The 25,982-nt window shown below is 48.7% G+C and carries 24 protein-coding genes; 2 read left to right on the top strand and 22 right to left on the bottom strand.

Going from position 1 to position 25,982, the window contains the following annotated elements:
• Nucleotides 1–14 precede the first annotated feature (14 nt).
• The 6 genes from A1sIIB142_RS03265 to pyrR are packed head-to-tail and all read right to left on the bottom strand — an operon-like array spanning nt 15 to nt 8,019.
• On the bottom strand, nt 15–863 hold the full coding sequence (locus A1sIIB142_RS03265; protein WP_095693653.1) for a dihydroorotate dehydrogenase electron transfer subunit: 849 nt from the start codon (nt 861–863) through the stop codon (nt 15–17).
• Nucleotides 863–4,129 carry a carbamoyl-phosphate synthase large subunit gene (carB, locus tag A1sIIB142_RS03270; RefSeq protein WP_095693654.1) on the bottom strand — a complete coding sequence of 1,089 codons (3,267 nt, stop codon included), beginning with the start codon at nt 4,127–4,129 and terminating at the stop codon, nt 863–865. Before carB ends, A1sIIB142_RS03265 begins: the two co-directional genes overlap by 1 nt.
• Complete coding sequence (gene carA, locus A1sIIB142_RS03275) at nt 4,129–5,256, bottom strand: glutamine-hydrolyzing carbamoyl-phosphate synthase small subunit (RefSeq protein WP_095693655.1); 1,128 nt, start codon at nt 5,254–5,256, stop codon at nt 4,129–4,131. The genes carB and carA overlap by 1 nt, the downstream gene beginning before the upstream one ends.
• Nucleotides 5,256–6,542, bottom strand: coding sequence for a dihydroorotase (locus A1sIIB142_RS03280; protein ID WP_095693656.1), 1,287 nt, complete (start codon nt 6,540–6,542; stop codon nt 5,256–5,258). Before A1sIIB142_RS03280 ends, carA begins: the two co-directional genes overlap by 1 nt.
• Nucleotides 6,543–6,544: 2 nt before the next feature.
• Nucleotides 6,545–7,486: an aspartate carbamoyltransferase catalytic subunit gene (locus tag A1sIIB142_RS03285; RefSeq protein ID WP_095694141.1), complete on the bottom strand. Its 942-nt coding sequence runs from the start codon at nt 7,484–7,486 to the stop codon at nt 6,545–6,547.
• Nucleotides 7,486–8,019 carry a bifunctional pyr operon transcriptional regulator/uracil phosphoribosyltransferase PyrR gene (gene pyrR / locus A1sIIB142_RS03290; RefSeq protein WP_095693657.1) on the bottom strand — a complete coding sequence of 178 codons (534 nt, stop codon included), beginning with the start codon at nt 8,017–8,019 and terminating at the stop codon, nt 7,486–7,488. Before pyrR ends, A1sIIB142_RS03285 begins: the two co-directional genes overlap by 1 nt.
• A gap of 123 nt (nt 8,020–8,142) precedes the next feature.
• Between pyrR and A1sIIB142_RS03295 the strand changes: the two genes are divergently transcribed.
• Nucleotides 8,143–8,637, top strand: coding sequence for a hypothetical protein (locus tag A1sIIB142_RS03295; protein WP_095693658.1), 495 nt, complete (start codon nt 8,143–8,145; stop codon nt 8,635–8,637).
• Here the strand turns inward: A1sIIB142_RS03295 and nusB are convergent, their stop codons facing one another.
• The 15 genes from nusB to A1sIIB142_RS03370 all read right to left on the bottom strand — a co-directional run bounded on the left by nusB (nt 8,638) and on the right by A1sIIB142_RS03370 (nt 22,374).
• Nucleotides 8,638–9,060 (bottom strand): transcription antitermination factor NusB, encoded by a 423-nt coding sequence (gene nusB, locus A1sIIB142_RS03300; RefSeq protein ID WP_095693659.1) that lies wholly within the window; start codon nt 9,058–9,060, stop codon nt 8,638–8,640. It abuts the gene before it with no gap.
• Nucleotides 9,060–9,620, bottom strand: coding sequence for an elongation factor P (gene efp, locus A1sIIB142_RS03305; RefSeq protein ID WP_095674833.1), 561 nt, complete (start codon nt 9,618–9,620; stop codon nt 9,060–9,062). The genes nusB and efp overlap by 1 nt, the downstream gene beginning before the upstream one ends.
• A gap of 64 nt (nt 9,621–9,684) precedes the next feature.
• Nucleotides 9,685–10,116 carry a type II 3-dehydroquinate dehydratase gene (aroQ, locus tag A1sIIB142_RS03310; RefSeq protein WP_095693660.1) on the bottom strand — a complete coding sequence of 144 codons (432 nt, stop codon included), beginning with the start codon at nt 10,114–10,116 and terminating at the stop codon, nt 9,685–9,687.
• A complete protein-coding gene (aroB, locus tag A1sIIB142_RS03315; RefSeq protein ID WP_095693661.1) occupies nt 10,113–11,168 on the bottom strand; it encodes a 3-dehydroquinate synthase in 1,056 nt (351 codons plus the stop codon). Before aroB ends, aroQ begins: the two co-directional genes overlap by 4 nt.
• Entirely contained in the window at nt 11,165–11,671 is a 507-nt protein-coding gene (locus A1sIIB142_RS03320) for a shikimate kinase (RefSeq protein ID WP_095693662.1), read from the bottom strand. Before A1sIIB142_RS03320 ends, aroB begins: the two co-directional genes overlap by 4 nt.
• An 8-nt stretch (nt 11,672–11,679) precedes the next feature.
• A complete protein-coding gene (gene aroC, locus A1sIIB142_RS03325; protein WP_095693663.1) occupies nt 11,680–12,861 on the bottom strand; it encodes a chorismate synthase in 1,182 nt (393 codons plus the stop codon).
• Between the two features lie 45 nt (nt 12,862–12,906).
• Nucleotides 12,907–13,296 (bottom strand): prepilin peptidase, encoded by a 390-nt coding sequence (locus tag A1sIIB142_RS03330; protein WP_095693664.1) that lies wholly within the window; start codon nt 13,294–13,296, stop codon nt 12,907–12,909.
• 51 nt (nt 13,297–13,347) lie between these two features.
• Nucleotides 13,348–14,148 carry a shikimate dehydrogenase gene (locus tag A1sIIB142_RS03335; RefSeq protein ID WP_095693665.1) on the bottom strand — a complete coding sequence of 267 codons (801 nt, stop codon included), beginning with the start codon at nt 14,146–14,148 and terminating at the stop codon, nt 13,348–13,350.
• On the bottom strand, nt 14,145–15,182 hold the full coding sequence (gene mltG / locus A1sIIB142_RS03340; protein ID WP_095693666.1) for an endolytic transglycosylase MltG: 1,038 nt from the start codon (nt 15,180–15,182) through the stop codon (nt 14,145–14,147). The genes A1sIIB142_RS03335 and mltG overlap by 4 nt, the downstream gene beginning before the upstream one ends.
• Nucleotides 15,166–15,585: a Holliday junction resolvase RuvX gene (ruvX, locus tag A1sIIB142_RS03345; protein ID WP_095693667.1), complete on the bottom strand. Its 420-nt coding sequence runs from the start codon at nt 15,583–15,585 to the stop codon at nt 15,166–15,168. Before ruvX ends, mltG begins: the two co-directional genes overlap by 17 nt.
• A gap of 3 nt (nt 15,586–15,588) precedes the next feature.
• Complete coding sequence (alaS, locus tag A1sIIB142_RS03350) at nt 15,589–18,264, bottom strand: alanine--tRNA ligase (protein ID WP_095693668.1); 2,676 nt, start codon at nt 18,262–18,264, stop codon at nt 15,589–15,591.
• Between the two features lie 38 nt (nt 18,265–18,302).
• Nucleotides 18,303–18,665: a DUF948 domain-containing protein gene (locus A1sIIB142_RS03355; protein WP_095674843.1), complete on the bottom strand. Its 363-nt coding sequence runs from the start codon at nt 18,663–18,665 to the stop codon at nt 18,303–18,305.
• An 18-nt stretch (nt 18,666–18,683) separates the two neighbouring features.
• Entirely contained in the window at nt 18,684–20,423 is a 1,740-nt protein-coding gene (gene aspS, locus A1sIIB142_RS03360) for an aspartate--tRNA ligase (RefSeq protein ID WP_095693669.1), read from the bottom strand.
• A 29-nt stretch (nt 20,424–20,452) separates the two neighbouring features.
• Nucleotides 20,453–21,721, bottom strand: coding sequence for a histidine--tRNA ligase (gene hisS / locus A1sIIB142_RS03365; RefSeq protein WP_095693670.1), 1,269 nt, complete (start codon nt 21,719–21,721; stop codon nt 20,453–20,455).
• The gene (locus A1sIIB142_RS03370; protein WP_095693671.1) at nt 21,718–22,374 is read right to left on the bottom strand and encodes an MBL fold metallo-hydrolase; all 657 of its coding nucleotides are present in this window, start codon (nt 22,372–22,374) and stop codon (nt 21,718–21,720) included. Before A1sIIB142_RS03370 ends, hisS begins: the two co-directional genes overlap by 4 nt.
• Nucleotides 22,375–22,491: 117 nt before the next feature.
• Here A1sIIB142_RS03370 and A1sIIB142_RS03375 point away from each other — a divergent pair, with 117 nt between their 5' ends.
• Nucleotides 22,492–23,808 carry a DUF349 domain-containing protein gene (locus tag A1sIIB142_RS03375; RefSeq protein ID WP_095693672.1) on the top strand — a complete coding sequence of 439 codons (1,317 nt, stop codon included), beginning with the start codon at nt 22,492–22,494 and terminating at the stop codon, nt 23,806–23,808.
• Nucleotides 23,809–23,818: 10 nt separating this feature from the next.
• Here the strand turns inward: A1sIIB142_RS03375 and A1sIIB142_RS03380 are convergent, their stop codons facing one another.
• Nucleotides 23,819–25,978, bottom strand: coding sequence for a RelA/SpoT family protein (locus A1sIIB142_RS03380; protein WP_095693673.1), 2,160 nt, complete (start codon nt 25,976–25,978; stop codon nt 23,819–23,821).
• Nucleotides 25,979–25,982 lie beyond the last annotated feature (4 nt).

Here is a 25,982-nt window from a genome sequence, read left to right on the forward strand (position 1 = left end):
ATCTACCGGAAGGGTCACTGGTGAGCCTCCGGAATACGGCCTACAAGATCCCATTGCACGTGAGAGCCATCCATCACCGGACCATCAATACAAGAGCGCAGCATCGAAGTTGAACCGTCTTCATTTCGAACCGGTAGAACACAGGTCATACAAATTCCGATACCACACGCCATCGATTCTTCAACAGCACATTGGTGAATCACTTCAGTATTTGCAACTAACTCAGTTATCGCTCGAAGCATTCCCATCGGGCCGCATGAGTAAATCACATCAATACTTCGATTGGAGATGATTTCCAGGAGTGATTCTGTCACTCGCCCTTTCTCTCCCATTGAACCGTCTTCGGTGTAAATCTTCAGCGAATTAACAGAACGCTTACCCTCCATGGGTGCATAAATCTTGGTACCGATACTGGCACCTAGCAACATATCAACCTTGCATCCGCGATTCTTCAGAACATCTGCGAGTCCAAATAGCGGCGCCGAACCATAGCCACCACCAACAAGCAGGGCATTGATTGGCTCTGTTGGTATTCCAAATGACGTTCCCAGCGGGGCAACGATGTCGAGCTCTGAACCTTCAGGTTGCGCACATAACCACTTTGAGCCTGCGCCATGAGGGGCAACGATCAGTTCCATCGTTCCGCCATACTGACTGCTATCGGATACTCGAGAGATTGCAAAGGCACGACGCAAAATCATTCGTGAGCTATCGCCACCAACGCTGATCGCAACAAAGTTTCCCGGTCGACAACTCTTAACCATCTCTCCCACGTTGATCAGAATCTGGTGATAGGCACCGACTCGTTTATTGGAGTGAATAGTCGCAATTTGTTGAACCGCGCTCTTATTGATCGTGTTCACTACTTGCCCAGCCACTCTTGAATAGGCTTCACCGGCATAGCCCCAGCTTGAATCGCTTTAATACCTTCTACTGCGGCACTAAAGCCAGCTGTCGTGGTGATAATCGGTATCGATCGTTGCACTGATGCGGTTCTAATTGCCCATCCATCTGCGCGCGTTCCTCGACCCACTGGAGTATTGATTACCAAATCGATATCACCAGCGTTGAGCATCTCAACGATTGTCTTCTCACCCATCGGTCCAGTTCCCTCAGAGTTCTTGCGCACACGCACCACACTCACGCCAGATTGTTCCAATAACTTCGCAGTTCCATCTGTTGCCAGCAACCTAAAGCCTAGTCCGGAGAGTTTACGTGCTGGTTCAACACCAGAGCTCTTGTCTTTATCAGCCAATGAGATAAAGACGGTTCCAGATTTAGGCAGTGGACCAAATGAACTTATCTGCGATTTTGCATAGGCTTCACCGAAGTTATCTGCAATACCCATGACTTCTCCGGTAGAACGCATCTCTGGTCCAAGAACTGCATCCACTCCTCGTCCATCGACTCTCCTGAATCGATTCCAAGGCAAGACCGCCTCTTTCACGCTAATGCCCTTTGCGATTGCATCACCCTCGGCTGGCAACATGGATTCAAGACGCAACTCGGCAATCGTTGATCCAAGTGAAATCCGGGCCGCAGCCTTTGCCAGCGGCACACCCGTTGCTTTGCTCACGAATGGAACCGTGCGTGAAGCGCGTGGATTCGCCTCAAGAACATATAAAACCTTTTCGGCCATAGCGAATTGAATATTAATTAACCCTCGAACGCCAACACCCTGGGCAATCTTAAGAGTCGCCTCCCGGATAGCTTTGCGCTGATCTTCACTAATAGTCATTGCCGGAAGAACACAGGCGCTATCTCCTGAATGTATTCCCGCCTCTTCGATGTGTTCCATGATTCCACCCAAGAAGAGTTCCTGACCATCGTAGAGTGCGTCAACATCCAATTCGATGGCAGAATCCAAGAATCGATCCACTAGAACCGGATGATCCGGAGTGATATCGGTAGCCCGGGCGATGAAGGATGAGAGAGATTCATCATCATAGACAATTTCCATACCTCGTCCGCCGAGAACAAAGCTCGGGCGAACGAGAACTGGGTAACCAATACGTTGGGCGATCGAGAGCGCTTCTAATTGTGTTGCCGCCATTCCAAACTCTGGCGCAGTAAGTCCCTGATCTGCCAAGACTTGGCCAAATGCACCGCGTTCTTCCGCCAAATTAATTGCTTCTGGACTAGTTCCGAGAATCGTAACTCCGGCTGCTTTCAGACCTGCTGCAAGTCCAAGTGGGGTTTGTCCACCTAACTGGGTGATGACTCCCAACACTGGACCGGCGAGCGACTCCGCATGCACAACTTCAAGTACATCCTCTAAGGTCAATGGTTCAAAATAAAGACGATCACTGGTGTCGTAGTCGGTAGAAACAGTCTCCGGATTACAGTTGATCATAATCGTTTCAAAATCGGCTTCCCTCAAGGTGAATGAGGCATGGACACAGGAGTAATCAAATTCAATGCCTTGACCAATTCGGTTCGGTCCGCTGCCTAAAATAATCACAGCCGGCCTTGTGCGCGGACGCACCTCTGTCTCTTCTTCATAACTTGAATAATGATATGGAGTGAACGCTTCAAACTCTGCTGCGCATGTATCTACTGTTTTATAGACGGGACGAATATTGGAGTGATGACGCGCTTTACGGACATCTTCCTCTGTTGCTTCCCGCAAGCGAGAAATTTGTATGTCGGAAAACCCCATACTTTTAGCTGCGCGCAAAACATCTGCAGTTAACTCCCCTGGTTCAGCAATTCGCGCTGCTTCTTGATTAATCAATTCAATTTGGCGCAAGTACCAGCGATCAATCTTCGTCGATGCATAAACTTCTTCGACGGTCGCACCACACCACATAGCTAGCTGAACCTGCTGAATTCGATACTCGGTGGGAATCTTCATAGATTCTAGAAGTGATCCTTTTTGGGAGTCCGGGAAGTTCTTGGGGAATGTGAAGGTTGCCTCTTTACGCTCTAATGAACGAAGCGCTTTCATCAACGCTTCTGGGAAAGAACGTCCAATGGCCATTGCTTCTCCCACGCTCTTCATTGTGGTGGTCAAACGAGGATCCGCATCTTGGAACTTTTCAAAAGCGAATCTAGGAGCTTTCACAACAATGTAATCCAGGGTTGGTTCGAAGGAAGCTGGAGTGACCTGTGTGATATCGTTCTTGATCTCATCCAGGGTGTAGCCGATTGCTAGTTTTGTTGCAATCTTTGCAATTGGAAAACCAGTTGCTTTGGAGGCCAGGGCGCTAGAGCGTGATACTCGTGGATTCATCTCAATTACGATGATGCGCCCGGTATCAGGATTTACCGCAAACTGAATATTACATCCGCCCGTATCAACGCCAACTTCGCGAATAATATCGATGGAGAGATTGCGAAGTTTTTGGAATTCAACATCAGTCAAAGTAAGCGCTGGTGCCACGGTAATAGAGTCACCCGTATGAACACCCATTGGGTCAATATTTTCAATGCTGCAGACAATAACCACGTTATCCGCTCTATCGCGCATAACCTCTAATTCATACTCTTTCCAACCAATAATCGACTCTTCGATCAGAACCTCTGACGTTGGGCTATGTCTTAATCCAGCCCCTGCGATCTGTCGAAGTGTTGTCTCATCAAAGGCGATTCCGGAACCTAGCCCACCCATAGTAAAAGATGGTCGAATCACTACTGGGTAATTTAGTACGGCCACGGCGCCCATAACATCTTCAATGGTGTGACAGATTATTGATTTGGCTGACTCGCCACCAATCTTCTCAACAATAGTTCTAAAGATTTCGCGGTTCTCGCCACGTTCAATCGCCGCGACATCTGCGCCAATGAGCTTCACATTGTATTTAGCAAGTGTTCCTGCCTGGAATAATCCAATTGCTGCATTGAGCGCAGTCTGTCCTCCAAGGGTCGCAAGGACAGCATCTGGTCGCTCTTTTGCGATGATCCGCTCAATAAACTCCGGCGTAATGGGCTCTATATAAGTTGCATCCGCAAATTCAGGGTCAGTCATAATTGTTGCGGGATTCGAGTTCACTAAGATGACTCGAATACCCTCAGCCCGCAGGACTCGGCAAGCTTGCGTTCCGGAATAATCAAATTCACAAGCCTGACCGATAACAATCGGGCCGGAACCAATGACTAAAACACTCTTGATTGACTCATCACGTGCCATTACTCGGAAGCCGCCAATCTTGGATATTTAGCCATCATCTCTACAAACTGATCAAAGAGATAAGCAGCATCGTGAGGCCCAGCTGCTGCTTCCGGGTGGTACTGAACACTAAAGGCCCCACGTTCAAGTAGTTCGATACCTTCCACAACACCATCATTAAGACAGATGTGGGTCACTTGACCGAGGCCGTATACAGTGGAGAAACCTGAATCGGTAGGTGCTTTTAGTGCAAAGCCATGGTTGTGCGCTGTGATTTCAACCTTACCGCTTCGCTTATCAAGCACCGGTTGGTTAATCCCTCGATGGCCGAACTGTAGTTTGTAGGTTTCGAAACCGAGTGCGCGACCAAGAATTTGATGTCCGAAGCAAATTCCGAAGATAGGAATCTCCTCCAAAAGTAGACTACGAACCAACTCAATAGTTTGCGTCATAGTTGCTGGATCTCCAGGACCGTTGGAGAGAAATACTCCGTCTGGATTGATAGCCAAGATCTCATCGAGGGTGACGTTATAGGGCATGACATGTACTTCAATCCCGCGTTGTGCCATCGCTCGTGGCGTTGCTCCCTTTATCCCTAGATCAATTGCGGCAACGGTGTACTTCTTCACACCTTGTGCTGGAACAACATAGGTCTTTGGAGTTGAGACATCGGCGCACAGATAGGAACCAGCCATATCGGCTTGTTTGCGAACTTCCACAACCATCTCTTCACGAGTGAGGTCAAGACCAGAGAATATGCCGACCTTCATTGCTCCTCGATCACGTAGGTGACGAGTGATGGCGCGTGTATCCACCCCTTGAATACCCACAATTCCCTGGCTAATCAATTCCGATTCAAGGTCTTTTTCACTTCGCCAATTACTGGTAACAGTCGATGGATTTCGGACCACAAAACCTGCCACCCAGTATTTGCTTGACTCGTTATCAAAAGTATTAACACCAGTATTGCCAATGTGAGGTGCTGTCATCACGACAACCTGCTTGTGATACGACGGATCTGTCAACGTTTCTTGATAGCCAGTCATACCGGTCTGAAAAACTGCTTCTCCAAATGTCTTACCGGTGGCAGCCCACGACTGACCCTGGAAGATTCGGCCGTCATCGAGAACGAAGAATGCTTGCGACACTATTTACTCCCTTCGTATGTCAATTTCCCACCAAAGACTGTAGCCATGATTACGCCCGGCAGCTCTAAGCCATGGAAGGGAGTATTGCGACTTCTCGATAAAACCAGATCTCGATCCACCCGGTGAGTTGCCGTCGGGTTAATCACAGTGATGTGTGCCTTAGCTCCAACGGCAATCTCCTGACCATGATTCTCATAGCGAGCAATCTGGGCCGGAGCAGAACTCATGCGCGCAGCAACCTTTTCCCAACTCATCAGACCCGTCTGCACCATTGTCTGATTGACTATCGGGAGAGCGGTTTCAAGACCGAGCATTCCAAATGCTGCTTCCTGCCACTCGCATTCCTTGCTCTCGGTCGCGTGCGGTGCGTGATCGGTTGCCACAATATCGATGATGCCTTGCGCCAATCCCTCGCGCAGTGCCATCACGTCTTTTTCAGTTCTTAGCGGCGGGTTCACTTTATATACCGCGTCATAACTTCTAGCTAGCTCGTCGGTGAGCAGTAAGTGATGAGGTGTCACTTCCGCAGTCACTGCAATACCGCGCGCTTTCGCCCAACGAATTATCTCAACTCCACCAGCTGTAGTGACATGACAGATATGTAAGCGTGCCTGCAGGAAATCAGCCAAGAGAATATCGCGCGCGATGATTGCCTCTTCTGCAATAGCTGGCCAACCCTTTAAGCCAAGTTGCGATGAAACTATTCCTTCATTCATCTGCGCGCCTTGGGTCAGGCGCGGCTCTTGCGCATGCTGGGCGATGACACCATCAAAGCCTTTGACATATTCAAGTGCATGTCGCATCACAAGTGCATCCGAGACGCAATTGCCATCATCACTAAAGACTCGCACTCGCGCCTCTGAATTCGCCATCGCACCAATATCTGCCAAGTTTTCACCAGCGAGACCTTGCGTCACAGCGCCAACCGGAAAAACATCAACGAGTCCCGCTTTTTGTCCTAAGCGATAGACATGTTCAACAACGCTAGCGTTATCTGCAACCGGTGTTGTGTTGGCCATCGCACTGACCGCGACATAACCACCTTTGGCAGCAGCTTTAGATCCAGAGAGAACTGTTTCCGCGCTCTCCTTACCAGGTTCACGCAGATGAGTATGTAAATCAACAAGACCGGGAAGAATGATGCAATCTTTGGCTTCGATTACATGTGCGCCATCTGGCGCGCTCGGCAAAGTAGCTATTGAGGTAATAACACCATCTGTGATGCTGATATCAGCTTTGGTTCCGTTCGCGAGGGTTCCGCCTTTAATGAATAGTTTCTGGCTCATAGTCAGATCTCCAATTCCGCAGTTCCAGCAAGTAACAAGTACAAGATTGCCATTCGGACGCTGACACCATTTTTTACTTGCTCCACAATCACTGATCGGGCGCTGTCGGCGCTCTCAGCCGAAATCTCCACGCCACGATTCATTGGACCTGGGTGCATGACGATAGCGTTCGTTTTCATTTTCGAGAGTCGATCTTTATCGAGTCCGAAGAAGCGCGAGTACTCACGTGCGTTGGGCAGATACATCTCCGTCATTCGCTCGATCTGGATGCGCAGCATGATTACCGCATCAACCTCACCGATGACAGAGTCGAAGTCGTAAGAAACTTCTGCCGGCCAAGACGAAACGCCAATAGGAAGCAGCGTTGGAGGCGCGACTAGAACTACTTTCGCTCCCAACATCGTAAGGAGCGCGACATTGGAGCGAGCAACACGTGAGTGCAAGATGTCCCCCACGATTGCGATCCGAAGGCCAGTTAAATCTTCATTTCCCCGTGCGCAATGCTTGCGAATAGTAAAAGCATCCAGCAGTGCCTGACTTGGGTGCTCATGAGTTCCATCCCCTGCGTTAATCACAGAACCAGACATCCACTCACCCTTAGCTAAAGTGTGGGCAGCACCAGAGGCTTTGTGTCTGATAATGACCGCATCAGCTCCCATCGCTTGCAAGGTTTGAGCGGTATCTTTCAAGGACTCCCCTTTACTCAAACTCGAACCCTTGGCAGAAAAGTTGATGACATCTGCTGATAATCGTTTCGCCGCTGCTTCAAAGGAGATGCGCGTTCTGGTGGAATCCTCAGCGAAGAGATTGACAATCGTTCTCCCGCGCAAGGTCGGCAGCTTCTTCATCGGGCCATCAGATGCTCGAGCCAGCGTCTCTGCTGTATTTAAGATTGAGAGGGCATCTGTTTTTGTCAGATCGTTAATTGATAGTAAGTGGCGCATCATCCAGCCGCCTCTTCCAGTAGTACCTCATCTGCGCCATCAGTTTCAACTAGATGCACTCTAATTATCTGTTGCGCTGATGTCGGAAGATTCTTTCCCACATAATCGGCCCTTATGGGTAGCTGACGGTGGCCCCGATCAACTAAGACGGCAAGTTGCACGGTTTTTGGTCGCCCGACCTCGCCCAGGGCATCCAGGGCGGCGCGGATAGTGCGTCCTGAGAAGAGAACATCATCAATAAGAACTACATTTCGGTTTTCAATCCCCGATGGTGGAATCCGCGTTGGAGCTAGAGCTCGCGGAGCACGCAGACGCAGGTCATCGCGATGCATGGTGATATCCAGAGTTCCGCACTCAACCGGGACTCCTGCGATTGATTCAATTGCGGCAGCGATCCGAAGTGCCAAATGTGCACCGCGAGTTGGAATTCCTAAGAGAGTTACTGTAGCAGAACCTAAGTTTCGTTCGAGAATTTCATGGGCAATGCGAGTTACAGCGCGCGTTATATCTGGCGCAGGCAGGGCAACACTCATCTAAATCTCCTTCCCCGCCTCGCAGGACGGGTCGTTAAAGGATGCGGCGCAATGATACCAGCACCAGCAGAGCTCTGTGGATAGCCGGCGCTGCCGTGTCCGCCCAACCCATACCCTCGCTGGATGTATCAACAACCCACAGTGAACGAGATTAATTCCACACTTCGCGCAATCAGACATTCCAAGTCACTCTCCCTTTCAGATGTGGAAACCCTTAGTCAGGGCCGGATCAAGGCCGTTGTTCTAGGTTCATACGAAAGAGGTGCACGTTCTTTGAGTGTCAAGCGCGCACTGCAGATAGCCGCGCTCTACCAGGTACCGATTTCGGAGATATTCGGCAACTCTGAAAATAGAGAGAGACGTTACGGGTCGAAAATCATTCTAGATCTACGCCTTATCAATAATCGAGTACAGCAAGAAGGTAGAAACGAGATGGAGAAATACGCCAATCTCTCCAGGCTGCTGCAGAAAATAGTGCGTACGAGGCAAGATTGGAATGGTGAAGTTATTTCCTTGCGCATAACTGACATTGCAACGCTGGCCATACTCTTCGACGAGAGCGAAGAGGATGTGACGAAATGGCTTGAGCGGGAAACGCTCCTACTGAGAATTCGTTAATTAACGGGCAATGCTGGCTTTGATTGTCGAAATTCTTCCCAAAACACCATGAATATATCCGGCTGACTCATCGGTGGAAAGATCCCTTGCCAGATTTAGTGCCTCATCGATAGCGACCGCATCTTCCACATCATCTGACCAGATGATCTCGTAGATAGCAAGACGAAGAATGTTGCGATCAACAGCTGGAAGACGATCCATGTCCCAGCCTTGGGCATAGGTTGCAATCAGCTCATCGATTTTTCGCCGGTTTTCGGTGATGCCACCAATGAGCGCTTTTGTGAAATCTCTTATCGGCCTTGAACCTGGCCCCTCATCTGGAATATCACGAAGAATTAATAAATGAGCGGCCGATGAACCACGGATATCTGACTCGTAAAGCAGATCTAACGTCTGTTTACGAGCTTTACTGCGAGCCGACACTAGTTGGCGCGACCCAGATAAGAACCATCGCGTGTGTCAACAAGAACAATTTCATCCTGCTTAATAAACAATGGAACCTGAATCTGGATTCCAGTCTCAACTGTTGCTGGCTTTGTTCCACCGGAAGAGCGATCACCCTGGAGTCCTGGTTCAGTGTAAGTAATTTTCAGTGGGACGGATGCGGCCAATTCCAGGTAGAGCGGGTTTCCTTCGTGAATCGCGACTATCGCTTCGGTGTTTTCTAGCATGTAATTTGAAGCTTCACCAACGGTAGCTGCCGAGATAGTCATCTGATCAAAATTTACGTTATCCATAAATACGAAATCATCGCCTTCCTTATATAGGAAGTTCATCTCACGCTTTTCGAGGATCGCAATCTCAATCTTGACACCTGCGTTAAATGTCTTATCGACAACTTTGCCTGTCATTACTTGCTTAAGCTTTGTGCGAACGAATGCTGGGCCTTTGCCGGGCTTAACGTGCTGAAATTCAACCACAGTCCATAGCTGACCATCGATATCAAGTGTCATGCCATTTTTTAGATCATTTGTAGTTGCCACGATAACCCCAGTTCATGCCTTCGCCCATCGAAGTGCAATAGAGAGCGAACTTTACCTCATCAAATTATGTAAGAAGTGCCTTCAAGGCGATGAGCGCTAGTACATATGAATTTGGCCCAAATCCACCGATAGTTCCATTTGCCACACCTGAAATAACTGAGGTATGACGGAATTCTTCACGAGCAAGCGGGTTCGATAGATGCACTTCGATGAGAGGTGCCTTAACCAGATCTGCGGCATCACGAATTGCATACGAGTAGTGAGTAAAGGCAGCTGGGTTGATAATGACTGGAGTCTTAGTATCGGCAGCTTCATGTAACCAGCCGATAATCTCGGACTCATCATTGCTCTGGCGAACATCGGCCTCAAAGCCATGAGTCTTTGCAGCGTTTTCAATATGACTCACCAATGCCGGATACGTCATATCCCCGTAGATGGAAGAGTCTCGAATGTCGAGCCGCCCGAGATTTGGACCATTAAGTACTAATACCTTCATTGGCTAACCTTCTCATATGCGGCTAGGAGTTGGTCGTCAGTTACCGATTCGACTCTCTCGGTTTTGGCTATCTCGGAGATCACCACAAAACGAATCTGCTTTCCGCGTGATTTCTTATCTACTCTCATCGTAGCTAGGAGGTTTAGCCAATCCCCTTCCATATAGCGAACAGGTAGGCCCAACTGACTGAGTACCTTGACGTGTTGATTGACTAACTCTTGGTTCATCAGACCCAGTGAGTGAGCTAGGTGGGCCACATAGACCATTCCAATTGCCACGCACTCTCCATGACGAAGTGAGTACTTACTCTCTAACTCCACTGCATGACCAAAAGTGTGTCCGTAATTGAGAATCTCGCGCTCAAAACTCTCCTTGAAGTCAGCAGAGACTACATCCGCCTTAACGCTGATCGCTCTATGGATCAGATCCACTGTAAGTTCACGCGATTCACGGATATCCGTGATGCTCTTATCCCCAATCAAAGAAAGAATCTGTGGGTCACGAATAAATCCGCACTTAACAACCTCTGCTAGACCTGCTGCAAAATCACGATCACTGAGCGTCGACAACCATTGTGGGTCGATAATCACTTCTATCGGAGAATGAAAAGCCCCAATCAGGTTCTTTCCAAAATCGCTATTAATGCCGGTCTTACCACCAACTGCTGCATCAACCATTCCTGCCACAGTGGTGGGAACTGCTATCCAATCTAATCCGCGCAACCACGACGCGGCAGCAAAACCAGCAAAATCCGTCACTGCTCCCCCACCGATTGCGACAATCAAATCAGAGCGTGTGAACCCGGCTGATCCCAACCAATCCCAAACCCTCAGAAGAGTCTCTGAGCTCTTACCTTTTTCCGAATCAGGAATTCCGAAGTAGAAAACTTCTGATTCTTGCGCATCAATCTGAGGGATTGAAGCTTTCATCGATTCTGAGAAAATAACAGCAATTCGCTCGCGCCCTTTGAAATGGGGTGCCAGCGCCTGCAAATAAGGCGTGTCGACTAATACCGAGTAGTTATGTTCTGCCCGAACTTCAATGCTTTTCATCCAAGAACCTCAAGTATCTGCGCCACGATTTCACTCTGAGAGCGCTTATTCACGTCAACGACTGTATCGGCTATAGCCTCGTAAATAGGCCGGCGCGCTTCCATCAGCGTCTGCCATTGTCCTCGGGGATTATTGAGAAGCAAAGGACGATCACGATTGAAACCGATACGAGGCGCAACGTTGGCTAAAGAGATATCAAGATATACAACGTGGGATGAAGTCGCTGTTAGTGCAGATTGTGCCTCAGTAGAAATCGGAGCTCCGCCACCAAGTGCTAACACCGTGTCACTCGCTTGAAGTTCTTGCTGCAAAATCTCTCGCTCTATGGCACGAAAGGCAGCTTCTCCATCCTCGATGAAGATTTGTGAGACTGACTTGTTCTCTCGTTGTTCAATGACAGAATCCGTATCGCGAAATTCCAACGAGAGTTTATTCGCAAGTGATTTTCCAATTGTGGACTTTCCTGAACCCATAGGACCAATGAGAATTATTCGCGGGGCCATGGCTTGGCCTACTTGAAACGCAGATTCTTCATATATGACTCGAAATTTCGACGCACTTCCTGAACCGAGTCGCCACCGAACTTTTCAAGAACAGCTTCAGCGAGAACTAGCGCTGCCATCGCCTCTGCTACAACACCTGACGCAGGAACAGCGCAGACATCAGATCGCTGATTAATAGCCTTAGCAGCTTCCCCGGTCTTCACATCAATGGTGTCTAGAGCTTTAGGTACAGTTGAAATTGGTTTCATTGCAATAGAGACTCGTAAAATCTCACCGTTAGACATTCCGCCTTCCGTGCCGCCGGCACGATCAGTACGTCGTGCGATGTGGCCATCCTTCGCACGTTCAATTTCATCGTGCGCAACTGATCCTCGACGAGTAGCGGTTCTAAAACCATCGCCAATCTCAACACCCTTAATCGCTTGAATTCCCATCATCGCAGCGGCTAGGCGGGCATCTAGCCTACGATCCCAATGAACATGTGAACCTAAACCTGGAGGTAGATTGTAAGCAAGTACTTCACAGACGCCACCTAAGGTATCTCCATCAGCGTGTGCTGCTTCAATCTCAGTAATCATCTTGGCACTCGTTGCTGGGTCGGTACAGCGCACGGGATCTTCATCAATTCGAGCCATATCGTTCTCACCTGGCAGTTCATAACCATCAGGAATACGAACGCTTCCAATAGAAACTACGTGGCTAAGAATAGTTATCCCGACTGACTGTTCTAAGAATTTTCTAGCAATAGCACCAAGTGCCACACGCGAAGCTGTTTCACGCGCGCTAGCTCTCTCCAAAATAGGTCTTGCGTCATCGAAGTCGTATTTTTGCATTCCTACTAAATCAGCGTGTCCTGGTCGAGGTCTGGTCAGCGGTGCATTGCGCGCTAAATTCTCAATTTCATCAAGTGGAACGGGATCTGCTGACATAACTTTTTCCCACTTGGGCCACTCACTGTTTCCCACCTGTATTGCAATCGGACCGCCTTGGGTTAATCCCAATCGAATTCCACCAAGAATGGTTACCTTATCAGCTTCAAAATTCTGTCGAGCTCCGCGACCCACACCAAGTCTGCGACGGGCTAAATGAAAATCAATATCGGAAGTGGTCACCTGCACATGAGCTGGGACACCTTCAACAATTGCTGAAAGGGCCTGACCATGAGATTCTCCTGCTGTGATCCAACGCATGCGCCTATTCTTGCAGAAAGTCCTGCAAACTCGCTCATTATTAACTCACTGCGTAAACAAAAAGACGAGATAAGACGCACATATAGCAGGCGCTAGCGCAATATTGCCCCGTAAACTCATTCGGGCCGCAACAGTGAGTGCCGTTAGGATTGAAATCGCCACTACGAGAAAAGTTATATAGGTGGTGATTGAACCAACAGGTATGGCCAGGAGACCTACCGCCATAAGAAGTTTCACATCCCCTCCACCTAAACCCCCGAAGATGCCGAGTAGTAACAGCGGCACTGTGAAAAGAATCCCTGTGAGAAGGTAGATGTGAAAGTCGCCCTCAACAAAGAGTAAGACCGAGATAAGAAGAACGGAGAGGTTTGTGATTCTGTGATGACGAAGGTCAAAGAGGCTGATATATATCGAGAAGAGAAGAATCAGCGCCATAGAACGAGCCTAGGTAGAACACTGTCATCACATAAACTACCTGTGGATGAACTAGGTGCGGAGCGCTGTGCGCAAATGTGTCGCTAGCTTCTCCCGGTCTAGGCTTTCACCCAGCACCAATTCCAATTGATCGATGCCTTGGTAGAGCAAGAGTTCAAGACCACCGATTACCTTGCCGCCAGAATCCCTCCATGCCGCAGCAAGTACTGTCGGCCAAGGCTTATAGATCACATCAAATAGGAGACCACTTGCTCCAACGCGGACAGAATCAGCCAGGAGGTCAGCCGCTCCGGCTGGAGTTGTATTTACAACGAGGTCATAAGAACTTAAATCCGCACCTGAATTCCAAGCAATGTATTCAAAATCAGAAGTAGTTACCGATGACTTGAGTGCAGGAGCTCGCACTGAACTACGACCAAGAACGTGAATCTCTTTCGAGATGCCATCCATCGCACCAGCTAGCGCACGAGCTGTTCCACCCGCTCCCAGAATCAGTACTCGATTGAAAGTTTGTAGGCCAGCATGGGCTAGCGCTGCAACAAATCCAGATCCATCAGTAGAAGTCAGTGACCATCCGTCCTTCTTTTTCCATAAAGTATTTGCAGATTGAATCTTGGTTGTTAATGAATCGCACTCAATGGGGAGTAGCAGTACTTCTTCCTTCAAAGGCATTGTGAGAGAGAAGTAATCGAACTCAGCGCCGCGCCCTTCAATAAATGATGCCAGCGAACCCGCCGGGACTTCGATCGGCTCATAGCTTCCCTCTATTCCTAAATAGGAGAAGGCAGCGCGGTGCAAGCGCGGTGAAAGTGAATGATTTATTGGGGAACCCAGTACAGCTCCTCTAATCACTTTTGACTCCTAAACTTTCCAGCCCGTAAATTCTTTTTGTACTCATACTTCCATGCATTGAACTGGGCGATATCAGCGGTAAATCGGGTATCACCTGGCGCCACTGTGATGAAATATAGCCAGTCACCCTCTTGTGGAGTGACCGCCGCGCGCATTGCTGATGCCCCAGGATTATTAATAGGCCCTGGTGGGAGTCCATATTTTCTATAGGTGTTATAGCTCGATGACAACATGGTCGACCTAGTGCTCAAGAAGATATTGCCTCGAGACTGCATCACATAATGCACGGTCGAATCAAACTGAAGTGGCATCCCTTTCTTCAATCTGTTGCGCACGACTTGCGAAACCTTCGTGAAATCCTTCTCGCCGCCCTCTGCCTGAATCAAAGAGGCAATAACGAGCAACTGCGCTGGGGTATATCCAGCTTTGGAACTATAGAAACCAGCGTTACGCATTTCTTTCTCTGCACGAGAAACCATTGAAGCAAGAGCAACATCTGCTGACGTCGTTGATGCAAAACTGTATTTCGCCGGGAAAAGCAAACCTTCTAGCTGATCAAAGCCCTTGGGTTTAGTAAGAGCTGTTAACGCAGACTTAACTTCTTGGACCTTAAAGCCTGAGCGATACAGCTGAGGCAAAACCTCATTGACCCACATCCCTTCAGAGATGTTGATTAGTCCCACGATTCTCTTTGAGTCAAGCAACTGCTCAAGTGAATCCGCTGCACAAAGGTTCTTCTGTAACCTATGGGTACCTGGTGCAACTTTTGCGGCTCTTGCATCGGCTACCGCTAAACGAAAGTAGGCCTCTGAAGATTTGATTACCCCAGCACTTGCCAAGGATGCACCGATAGAAGAGCCAGCTTCTCCAGATTCAATTCTTATGAGCACTTCCTGCGCTGACGCAGCTCCGCAACTGAAATCAGGTGCAGATGAATCTAGGTTTCGCAGCGAATCCAGGCCGAAGGTGACAACGAATACAGCCACACCTGCAAGTCCCACTCGAACGACCGGAATTCTAAGAAAGTTTTTCAATCGCCAACCCTTGTTCTAGGATGGCTACGGCAGCCATTGCATCGATTACCTTCTTCGAATCGCGAGTATTTACTCCCGCGTCTTTAAGCTTCTTCTGAGCCGACACTGATGAAAGTCTCTCGTCAATATATGTCACGTTTATCGCGAAGGTCTCTGTAATCAATTCCCCGAAAGCTTTAGCTTTAACAACACTATCTCCGCTCGCGCCAGACATATGTTTTGGCTCCCCAATAAAGACAGAAACCGGTTCATACTCCGTAAAGATCGCAGTGAGTTCGGATATTAGGTTCGGACTCTGAGTCTGCAGCACAGTCAGTGGTGTAGCTAGGATGCTATCTGGATCACTGATCGCAACACCAATACGCGCATCACCGTAATCGAAGGCAATTCTTCGACCTCTCATCGATTAATTCCCAGCGATTGATTCTTCGATTGCAGCAAGGGCCATTGCTGATTTTGATGCGTCAACTCCGCCACCTTGAGCAACGTCATCTTTGCCGCCACCCCCACCACCCAAAATAGTGGAGCCAATCTTTACCAGAGCGCCGGCTTTTAGACCCTGCTCGCGCGCCTTCTCACTTACCGCAACGATCAATACTGGTTTTGAATCTACCGAGCTGATAAGTGCAACTGCAGACTGCGCAGTGCGATTACGTAAATCAAGGGCTATCTTTCTTAAATCATCTGCCACGATGGAATCAGGCAAAAGCGCGGTAATAACAGTTGTGCCACCAATTACCTTTGCCCCCTTGAGCAATGAATCGACCTGACCCAGCGCTTGCGCAGATCGGACAACTGCCAATTCTTTCTCAATCTCTTTCATCTTCCCGAGTAGCTCAGAGATTCGTTCAGGTAACTCCTCAGCTCGCGAGCCCTTCATGAGCTCAGTCAAAGAGTTCAATAAAACATGTTCACGAGCCAGGAACTTATAGGCATCGATGCCAACCAGAGCTTCAACTCGGCGCACACCTGCACCAATGGAAGATTCACTCAAGAGTTTAACCACACCTAATTGGCCAGAGCGCTCCACATGTGTTCCACCGCAGAGCTCTCGCGCCCAGTCACCAATGCTGACAACACGTACCTCATCACCATACTTCTCACCAAAGAGGGCCATCGCCCCGCTCTTCTTCGCAGCATCCTGCGACATCACTTCTGCAGTGACGGCAAGATTATCCAATAACAGTGTGTTGACTCGAGACTCAACATCATCTAAAACAGATGTTGGAACAGCCCCAGTTGAAGGGAAATCAAACCGGAATCGACCTGGTGAATTCTCAGAACCAGCTTGCGTTGCAGTTTCACCCAGTAACTCACGGAAGGCCTTATGCACCATGTGAGTTGCTGTGTGAGCACGCGAGATCGCATTACGGCGTTCCACATCAATAACAGCCTGAGCGGCGGAATTAACGTTCGCCTCCCCCGAGAGAATTCGGCCTCTATGTACTGATAGTCCATTGACCGGACTTTGCACATCGTCAATTTCAATAATTGCACCCGTTGAAAGAGTAATGACTCCACCGTCGGCTAACTGGCCTCCACCTTCAGCATAAAACGGTGTGCGATCGAGAATTACTTCAATCTCCTGGCCTGCATGAGCTGATGCCACACTGACGCCATCTACCAGCAGACCAGTGATCTTCGATTCCGTGCTGGTGTGGGTGTAGCCAATAAACTTCGTCGCACCTGATGCATCTGCAATCTTTTTATACTCAGAGACATCTGTGTGTCCGCTTTTCTTCGCCTTCGCATCAGCTTTTGCTCGATCGCGCTGCTCATTCATCAGTCTGCGGAAGCCATCTTCATCAACTTCAAGGCCTTCCTCGCGGGCCATTTCTAAGGTGAGATCAAATGGAAATCCATAGGTATCGTGGAGTTTGAAAACTTCATCCCCAGGAAGAACCCTCTTCATGCTCGCCTTGAGCTGGGTTGATGCTAAATCAAAGATCTGCGTGCCACTTTTGAGCGTTTGCAAAAATGACTCTTCTTCAGATTCTGAGACCGAAAGAATTCGCTTCTGATCTGAAACCAGTTCTGGATACTGCGCACCCATTGCTCCAATTGCTGCAACAGTAAGTTCAGACATGATGGGATCGTTCACACCCAACAGCCGCATATTACGAATTGTTCGGCGCATCATTCGGCGCAGAACATAGCCGCGTCCTTCATTCCCCGGTGTGACACCATCGCCAATAAGCATTGCCGATGTGCGGGCATGGTCTGCCACAACGCGTAACGCCACATCTGATTTTTGAGATGAACCGTATTTAACCCCTGATAACTCAGATGCGCGGGTAAGAATCTTCATCGTCGTATCAATCTCATAGATATTTTCCACACCTTGCAAAAGTGCAGCTGTTCGCTCTAAACCTAAACCAGTATCAATACTTTTTGCTGGTAGTTCGCCAAGGATTGGATATCCATCTTTACCGCCGCCAGCACCTCGTTCATTTTGCATGAAGACAAGATTCCAAATCTCAAGATAGCGATTTTCATCAGCGATAGGACCACCGTCAACACCGTAGGCGGGCCCGCGATCGTAATAGATTTCAGAACAGGGACCGCATGGACCTGGAACACCCATCGACCAGAAATTATCTGCCATATCCCTACGTTGAATGCGTTCACGCGGAACGCCAATCTTCTTGTGCCAAATATCTGCAGCTTCGTCATCATCTAAATAAACAGTTACCCACAACTTATCTTCCGGAAAACCATAACCGCCATCGTTGATTGGTCGTGTGAGAAGTTCCCAAGCGAGAGCAATGGCACCTTCTTTGAAGTAATCACCGAATGAGAAGTTGCCACACATCTGAAAGAAGGAAGCGTGACGAGTGGTCTTTCCTACTTCATCAATATCTAGCGTTCGAACGCATTTCTGAACTGAGGTAGCGCGCTTATAAGGAGGTGTTACTTCGCCGAGGAAGAACGGCTTAAAGGGCACCATTCCAGCGTTAACCAAGAGCAGGTTGGGATCATCTGCGATTAAGGATGCAGAAGGAACTACGGTGTGGGTTAAGCCTTGGCGATTTTCAGATTCAAAGAATCGTAGCCAACGCGAGCGTATCTCGGAAGATTCCACTAGTTACATTCACCCACTCTGACTATTGAGATTTCTGACTAGTCAGATTTCTTCTTCGATTTACGACCCTTACTCATCTGCGCGGCACTAATAAGAGCGCCTGCAACTTTGACAGCTGGGCCGTTCTTATCCATGAAGCCCGTTGTTGCATCAGTTACCTTGGTAGTAACTTCTTCAACATTCTTGGTGATCTTGGCAAAGCTTGCCAGCGGACTATTGATGAGCTCCAGTGTGCGAGTCGACTCAGTTAAAAGCGGTGTTGTGTCCTCAGTAAAAGCCTTCAATGAAACCTTGGCCTCGTCAATGAATCTGCCCACACGGATAACGGCATAGGCAACTGCTACGGCAATCACGAAAAGTGATGCGGCCGCAATTATTGTTGCGATTCCACCTGGACCCATATCTCTAGCCTACCGGAATTACTCCTTCGGAGGTGTCCAATCGATTGCTGCCTCTTTACGTTGCGCAGCGGTAATGGGAGTTGGCGCACCAGTAAGTGGGTCTCCCCCGCTGGCTGTCTTTGGAAAGGCGATGACCTCACGAATTGAATCTGAGTTTGTTAGCAATGCACATACTCGATCCAAACCAAGTGCAATTCCGCCATGTGGAGGTGGTCCATAATTAAAAGCTTCTAACAGAAAGCCAAACTTGCTCTGCGCTTCCTCATCACTGAGTCCAATAACCGAGAACACATCCTTTTGCATCTCTCGATCATGAATACGAATCGAACCGCCACCTAGTTCAGTTCCATTAAGCACTATGTCATAGGCATATGCCAAAGCTGACGCTGGATCGCTTTTGAAACTCTTCGCAAACTCGGGCTTTGGACCGGTAAATGGGTGGTGAACTGCAGTCCAGCCTCCACCATCGGTTGGTTCAAACATTGGAGCATCAACTACCCAGACAAACTCCCAAGAACCTTGCTTAATTAGATCACAGCGTTTACCAATTTCGAGTCGTGCTGCACCCAATAGTTGTTGTGAGGATGACTTATCTCCGGCTGCGAAGAAAATCGCATCTCCGGCCTTAGCTCCTACAGCTGCAACAATGCCCGCTTGTTCTGACTCAGAAATATTCTTTGAAACGGGTCCGCCAAGGGTGCCATCGGCATTGACCAAAATGTATGCAATGCCTTTTGCACCACGTGCCTTTGCCCAGTCTTGCCACGCATCTAACTCACGACGAGGTGAATCAGCGCCGCCTGGCATGATGACTGCTCCAACATAAGGAGCCTGAAATACTCTAAAAGGTGTCTGACTAAAGAACTCAGTGACTTCAACTAATTGCTGTCCAAAACGAAGATCTGGTTTATCAGAACCATACTTGTCCATGGCATCGGCATATGTCATTTGCGGGATTGGAGTGGGAATATCGTAATTAACGGCCTGCTTCCACACCTTCACCAGAATCTTTTCCGCAATAGCCAAAATATCTGCTTGATCAATAAATGACATTTCAATATCCAGCTGAGTAAATTCAGGTTGACGATCTGCACGGAAATCTTCATCACGGAAACAACGGGCTATTTGGTAGTAGCGCTCCATGCCGGCGACCATCAGTAGTTGCTTAAACAACTGCGGTGATTGTGGCAGGGCGTACCAGCTACCTGGCTGCAAGCGAACCGGAACGAGGAAATCGCGTGCACCTTCCGGAGTTGATCGGGTGAGATAGGGAGTTTCAATTTCATAAAAATCTAGATCCTCCATCACACCGCGAATTGCTGATGTGACTCGGGAACGTAGTCGTAGATTCGCCGCCGGTCCTTCGCGACGTAAATCTAAGTACCTATAACGAAGCCTGACTTCCTCAGAGATATCTACTTCACTACCTGAATCAACTGGGAAAGGAAGCGGGGCCGATTCGCTCAGCACCACGATGTCATCGCCCATTACTTCGATTGCACCTGTTGGAATATTTGCATTCTCATTTCCGGAAGGACGCAAGGCAACTTCCCCGGTAATTTGCAGACACCACTCAGCACGTAGTTGACCGGCAAGTTTTTCATCACGAATAACCACCTGCACTGAACCCGTACCATCACGCAAATCAATAAAAGCAACACCGCCATGATCTCTGCGACGAGCAACCCAACCAGCCAAAGTCACGACCTGGCCGACATGCGTAGCCCGTAAAGCGCCAGCATCATGATTTCTCAACATTAGAAAGCCACCTTTAAGAAATGAGTGCGTTAGAGCGAAAGTGCCTGACGTAACTGATCCCGCAATTGCGTAATCTTAACCGAAGTTAGAACTCCATCACTCATGCGCTTAAGGTCAACGTTCCCGCTTGAAATCTCGGAATCCCCCAGCACCACTACATATCGGGCTCCAGATTTATCAGCAGCTTTCATAGCACCTTTGAGCGCACGATCTCCAAAGGCAATTTCAGTTCGAATTCCAGCCGCACGTAACTCTTGTGCTGTTGTAAGGGCCATCTCCATCGCGCTCTCACCTAATGGAATAAGGAACAAATCCGAGGTGAAATCTTCGGCTGGTAGTGAATTCTCAGCAATCGCTGCAAGCAGTGCCCGATCCACACCAAGTCCAAATCCAATTCCTGATAGCGATTGTCCACCCAAAATCTCCATGAGTCCGTCATAGCGACCACCACCACCGATGCCCGATTGCGCACCTAGGTCGGAATGAACAAATTCAAAGGTAGTTCCGGTGTAGTAATCCAATCCGCGAACCATGCGCGGGTTGATGACAAAGTCGATTTTCATCGCACGCAGATAACCTTGTACTAATTCAAAGCTCATGCGGGAAGAATCAGAGAGATAGTCAAGTAATAGCGGCGCCTTCGCCATCAACGTTTGCACCTCTGGCCGCTTATCATCAAAGAGCCGAAGCGGGTTGATCTCAGCGCGCTTTGCCGTTGCCTCATCTAGATCAAGTTTCTTGATAAAGGCCATCAAATCTATGCGATGAGCCGCACGTGATTGCGCATCTCCTAACGAGGTAATTTCCAAACGATAGTTTCGAAGCCCTAAGTTCTTAAAACCCCGATATGCAATTGCAATGACTTCGGCGTCAATAGCTGGATCATCAAGGCCAATCGCTTCGATTCCCACTTGGTAGAACTGTCGATAGCGTCCTGCTTGTGGCCGCTCTGCTCTAAAGAATTGGCCGGAATACCAGACCTTCACAGGGAGTTGACCCCGATCTAAATTTTGTTCAATCACAGCTCGCATCACGCCAGCCGTGCCTTCCGGACGCAGCGTAATTGATCGTCCACCACGATCTTCAAAGGTATACATCTCCTTCGAAACCACATCAGTTGATTCACCCACACCACGAGTAAAAAGATTTGTATCTTCAAATACCGGAAGTTCCATTAATTGATATCCGGCTGCCTTGGCAGGTGCGATTAACTGCTCACGTACCCATTCGAAGGCGGCAGATTCGGGCGGCAAGTATTCACGAACACCTTTAGGTCCTTGAATCTTCTCGTATTTCATGAGGTCAATTCTTTCAGATAAGGGTTACTTTTTCTCTCGAATTTGATTGTGGTCTCCGGGCCATGTCCTGGTAGCACCCGCAAATCATCGTTTAGCGGTAAAACCTTCTTAATGAGCGTCTCTCTCATCTGCGCTGCACTGCCAGTCGGTAAATCTGTTCGCCCAATGGAGCCAGCAAAGAGAACATCTCCGCTAATGAGTATCTCCTCATTGAGGGTGAACATGGTTGAACCACGAGTATGGCCTGGAGCGTGGATTGCGGTGAGCTTGAGATCCAAAATATTTATCACTTCACCATTCTTCAATTCTCGAAGATCTTTCGGTTCCGTAAATGTCATCTCTCCTAGTTGCGCCATCAGATCTGGCCCGTGTATTCCCGACGGATTAGAAACGAAGCGACGATCTTCGCTATGTATATATGTTGGAATCGCATATCCATTGGCAAGCGGAACAATGGAAAATGTATGATCTAAATGTCCATGGGTAAGCAGCGCTGCCACTGGTTTCAATTTGTACTCTTCAACCAGCATGGTTACTTCAGATGAAATATCAGGCATTCCAGGATCGATGATGATGCACTCTTGGCCCACACCCGCAGAAATCACCCAGCAATTGGTGGCAAACATGGGCGCTGGATATGACAGAACAAGCATGGTGGACCCCAAAATCTCGCATGGATTTACTGTTGTACGGGGGTCAGGGTAGCCTTCTCCCCTTACACAATCGCACTAAACAACGAAGGCAACCGCCGACGCGCTGAGGGGGAAATCATGACCGATATCAATCCAGGAACGCTAGCTCACACACAAGTAGCACCTAGTGCAGCATCTGCACTCATTGGAGATCCCTCTCAATTCGGTCGTGTCGGAGAAGATGGAACGGTATTCGTTCGCACCTCTGAAGGCGAAAAGCCAGTTGGTTCCTACCCAGGCAAGAGCGCCGAAGAAGCACTTGCATACTTTGTAAGAAAATTTGAAGCCCTCGCATCCGAAGTTGCCCTAACTGCTGCTCGCATCACAAGTGGCGCCATGGTTCCGCAGGATGCACACGAATCTGTGAAGAAACTGCGCCAGCAAGTTCGCGAACTCAATGGCGTCGGCGATCTCGATTCCCTTGCCCTATCGGTGGAGCAGATTGAGCCACTCATTGAAGGAAACCGCGAGGCTTATGAGGCTAAGAAAGCGGCAGAGAGTGCGGTCAAGGCTGCTCGCCGGGAACAGATTTTGGTCGAGAAAGAGAAGATTGTTGCTGAAGCTGAATCACTTGCTCTGTCAGAGAACTGGAAAGTTACTGGAGATCGACTGAAGACTCTGCTCGATGAGTGGAAAGCGGCGCCTCGTCTAGATAAGAAGGCTGATGGAGATTTCTGGAAGCGCTTCTCAGCATCCCGTAATAAGTTTGATAAGCGACGTCGCACTCACTTTGCTCAACTTGAGGCAACCTCAGCTGTAGTTTCCGCAGCAAAGATGGAGATTATCATCGAGGCTGAAAAGCTTGCGACCTCCACCGATTGGGTGGCAACTGCTCGTCGATTTAAGACACTCATGGATTCATGGAAAACAGCTGGTCGCGGAAAACCAAGTGATGAAGCTAAGTTGTGGGCGCGATTTAAGGCGGCTCAAGATCAATTCTTCACTGCAAAGAGTGCAGACCTGGAAAAGCGCGAAGTTTCGATGACGGCAAATCTTGCTAAGCGCGAAGAACTCATTGTTCAAATCGAAGCTTTGGTGCCATTTACAGATGCCAAGGCAGCGAAGAACTCATTCCGCGACTTGATGCGCACCTGGGAGAAGATCGGCATTACCCATCGCGATAAGCGAGCCGCTTTCGATGCCCGGGTAGCCAAGGTGGAAGAAGTGATTAAAGAGGCTGAGGCTGAGATTTGGCGTAAGACAGATCCTGCCGCAAAGGCACGCGCTGCTGAGGTTGTAAAGCAGCTCAGTGAATCTATTGAAAATTATCGAAAAGTTGCCGCGAAATCACAGGCTGCCGGTAATGACAGGAAGGCGAAAGAAGCACTTGAATCAGCTGAAGCTCGTACGGTGTGGCTAGCAGAGGCTGAAAAGCATCTCGCTGAATTTAACTAAATAAGACTAGTTAAGTTCGATAGACGTCATAGACGCCTTCAATATTTCGCACTGCAGCCAACACGGAATCAAGATGCTTGGCATCAGCCATTTCAAAGGTAAAGCGAGAGATGGCAACGCGATCTTTAGATGTGCTCACCGCTGCGCTTAGAATATTGACGTGTTGCTCCGAAAGAGTTCTGGTGACATCAGCTAACAGGCGCGCACGATCTAAAGCTTCAACCTGAATATTTACCAGGAACAAGCTTGCCGCACCCAATAACCACTTAACTCCCACTACTCGCTCACCTTGATTCTCACGAAGATCAGTAGCGTTGATGCAATCCTCCCGGTGAACCGAAATTCCGGAGCCTTTGGTGATGAAGCCCATAATTGCGTCCCCTGGAACTGGCGTGCAGCAACGAGCGAGTTTTACCAATACGTCATCAACGCCTTCAACCTCCACGGCGCTCGATGTCCGCTTGGTAACTTGCATACCGGTTGGAATATTCTCGATAGTAACTTCTGGATGAGAATCTTCACCTGACATCGAAGCAGTAAGCTTTTCCACGATTGAAGCAGCTGAAACATGTCCATCACCAACTGCGTTATAGAGCGCATCAATATCGGCATAATGCATATCGTGAGCTAGTTCCAGCAGCGCGTGACCAGCGAAAATCTTCTGTAGCGGAAGTCCTGCTTTGCGCATTTGGCGGGCAATAGATTCGCGCCCAGCATCAATAGCTTCCTCTCTCCGCTCCTTGCTAAACCAAGCTTTAATCTTTGAACGAGCACGTGGACTCTTCACAAAATTGAGCCAATCGCGACTCGGCCCCGCATGTTCACCCTTATTGGTAACAATCTCAATCACATCACCATTGACCAGCTTTGATTCAAGTGGAACTAGGCGCCCATTAACCTTAGCTCCCGCACAGCGCAAACCCACATCAGTGTGAACTGAAAAGGCAAAGTCAACCGGTGTTGAGCCACCCGGAAGTGCAACAACTGAGCCTTTGGGAGTAAAGACAAATACTTCTGGACTTCCCAAATCAAAACGCAACGCCTCTAGAAATTCAGATGGATCTTCGGTCTCCTTCTGCCATTCATGTAATTGGCGCAGCCACATCATCTCTGGGGTATTAGTCTCTGGCTCACCGCTTTGCTTGTATTTCCAGTGTGCTGCGATACCAAACTCAGCTCGAGAGTGCATCTCATAGGTGCGAATCTGAATTTCGATCGCTTTACCGTTTGGCCCAATAACAGTGGTGTGAAGTGATTGATAGAGATTAAATTTAGGCATCGCTATGTAATCTTTAAACCGGCCCGGTACCGGACTCCAGCGAGCGTGAATCGAACCTAGCACTGCGTAACAATCCTTCACATCATTTACAAGAACTCTAATTCCCACCAAATCATAGATTTCATTAAACTCACGGCCTCTGACAACCATCTTTTGATAGACGCTAAAGAAATGCTTCTTACGACCTGTCACTGTTGCTGTGATCAAATCTCGCTGCAAGTCTTTTTCAACTGCGTCAACAACTTCTGCTGTGAGTGCGTCGCGTGATGGCGATCTCTCTGCCACAAGTCTTGAAATCTCTTCAAATTTCTTTGGCTCTAACACGGCGAACGAAAGATCTTCTAGCTCCCACTTGATGGCATTCATTCCGAGCCTGTGGGCTAGTGGGGCATAGATATCTAGGGTCTCTTGCGCCTTGCGTTGTGCTGATTCGGCCGAGACAAAACCCCAGGTGCGAGCGTTATGAAGGCGATCAGCTAATTTGATAACCAATACGCGAATGTCGCGAGACATTGCAATGACCATCTTGCGAACGGTCTCCGCCTCGGCAGTTGGACCATAGGTCAATTTATCGAGCTTAGTTACACCATCAACAAGGTTGGCAATCTCATCGCCAAAGTCAGTACGAAGTTGTTGGAGCGAATATGGGGTATCTTCGACAGTATCGTGCAATAAGGAAGCGACAATGGTTATTTCGTTCAAACCTAATTCAGCCAAGATAAGTGAGACAGCTACTGGATGAGTGATGTAATCCTCGCCAGATTTTCTTAGCTGTCCTTCATGTGCCGTGCGGGCAATCTTGAAGGCTCGGGTGATTTCAGTGCCATCACTCTGAGGGTGGTGCTCCTTAAGCGCACCTATAAGAGGTGCGATTAAGGTTTCTGTATCCATATGC

The organism is Candidatus Planktophila versatilis (genome assembly GCF_002288345.1).
GTDB lineage: Bacteria > Actinomycetota > Actinomycetes > Nanopelagicales > Nanopelagicaceae > Planktophila > Planktophila versatilis_A.

Coding starts and splice junctions, on each gene's coding strand:
- carB (WP_095693654.1), bottom strand. CDS start 4,129: ATGGCACGTGATGAGTCAATCAAGAGTGTTTTAGTCATTGGTTCCGGC.
- A1sIIB142_RS03280 (WP_095693656.1), bottom strand. CDS start 6,542: ATGAGCCAGAAACTATTCATTAAAGGCGGAACCCTCGCGAACGGAACC.
- A1sIIB142_RS03285 (WP_095694141.1), bottom strand. CDS start 7,486: ATGCGCCACTTACTATCAATTAACGATCTGACAAAAACAGATGCCCTC.
- pyrR (WP_095693657.1), bottom strand. CDS start 8,019: ATGAGTGTTGCCCTGCCTGCGCCAGATATAACGCGCGCTGTAACTCGC.
- A1sIIB142_RS03295 (WP_095693658.1), top strand. CDS start 8,143: ATGTATCAACAACCCACAGTGAACGAGATTAATTCCACACTTCGCGCA.
- aroQ (WP_095693660.1), bottom strand. CDS start 10,116: ATGAAGGTATTAGTACTTAATGGTCCAAATCTCGGGCGGCTCGACATT.
- aroB (WP_095693661.1), bottom strand. CDS start 11,168: ATGAAAAGCATTGAAGTTCGGGCAGAACATAACTACTCGGTATTAGTC.
- A1sIIB142_RS03320 (WP_095693662.1), bottom strand. CDS start 11,671: ATGGCCCCGCGAATAATTCTCATTGGTCCTATGGGTTCAGGAAAGTCC.
- aroC (WP_095693663.1), bottom strand. CDS start 12,861: ATGCGTTGGATCACAGCAGGAGAATCTCATGGTCAGGCCCTTTCAGCA.
- A1sIIB142_RS03330 (WP_095693664.1), bottom strand. CDS start 13,296: ATGGCGCTGATTCTTCTCTTCTCGATATATATCAGCCTCTTTGACCTT.
- ruvX (WP_095693667.1), bottom strand. CDS start 15,585: ATGAGAGGTCGAAGAATTGCCTTCGATTACGGTGATGCGCGTATTGGT.
- A1sIIB142_RS03355 (WP_095674843.1), bottom strand. CDS start 18,665: ATGGGTCCAGGTGGAATCGCAACAATAATTGCGGCCGCATCACTTTTC.
- aspS (WP_095693669.1), bottom strand. CDS start 20,423: ATGTTGAGAAATCATGATGCTGGCGCTTTACGGGCTACGCATGTCGGC.
- hisS (WP_095693670.1), bottom strand. CDS start 21,721: ATGAAATACGAGAAGATTCAAGGACCTAAAGGTGTTCGTGAATACTTG.
- A1sIIB142_RS03370 (WP_095693671.1), bottom strand. CDS start 22,374: ATGCTTGTTCTGTCATATCCAGCGCCCATGTTTGCCACCAATTGCTGG.
- A1sIIB142_RS03375 (WP_095693672.1), top strand. CDS start 22,492: ATGACCGATATCAATCCAGGAACGCTAGCTCACACACAAGTAGCACCT.
- A1sIIB142_RS03380 (WP_095693673.1), bottom strand. CDS start 25,978: ATGGATACAGAAACCTTAATCGCACCTCTTATAGGTGCGCTTAAGGAG.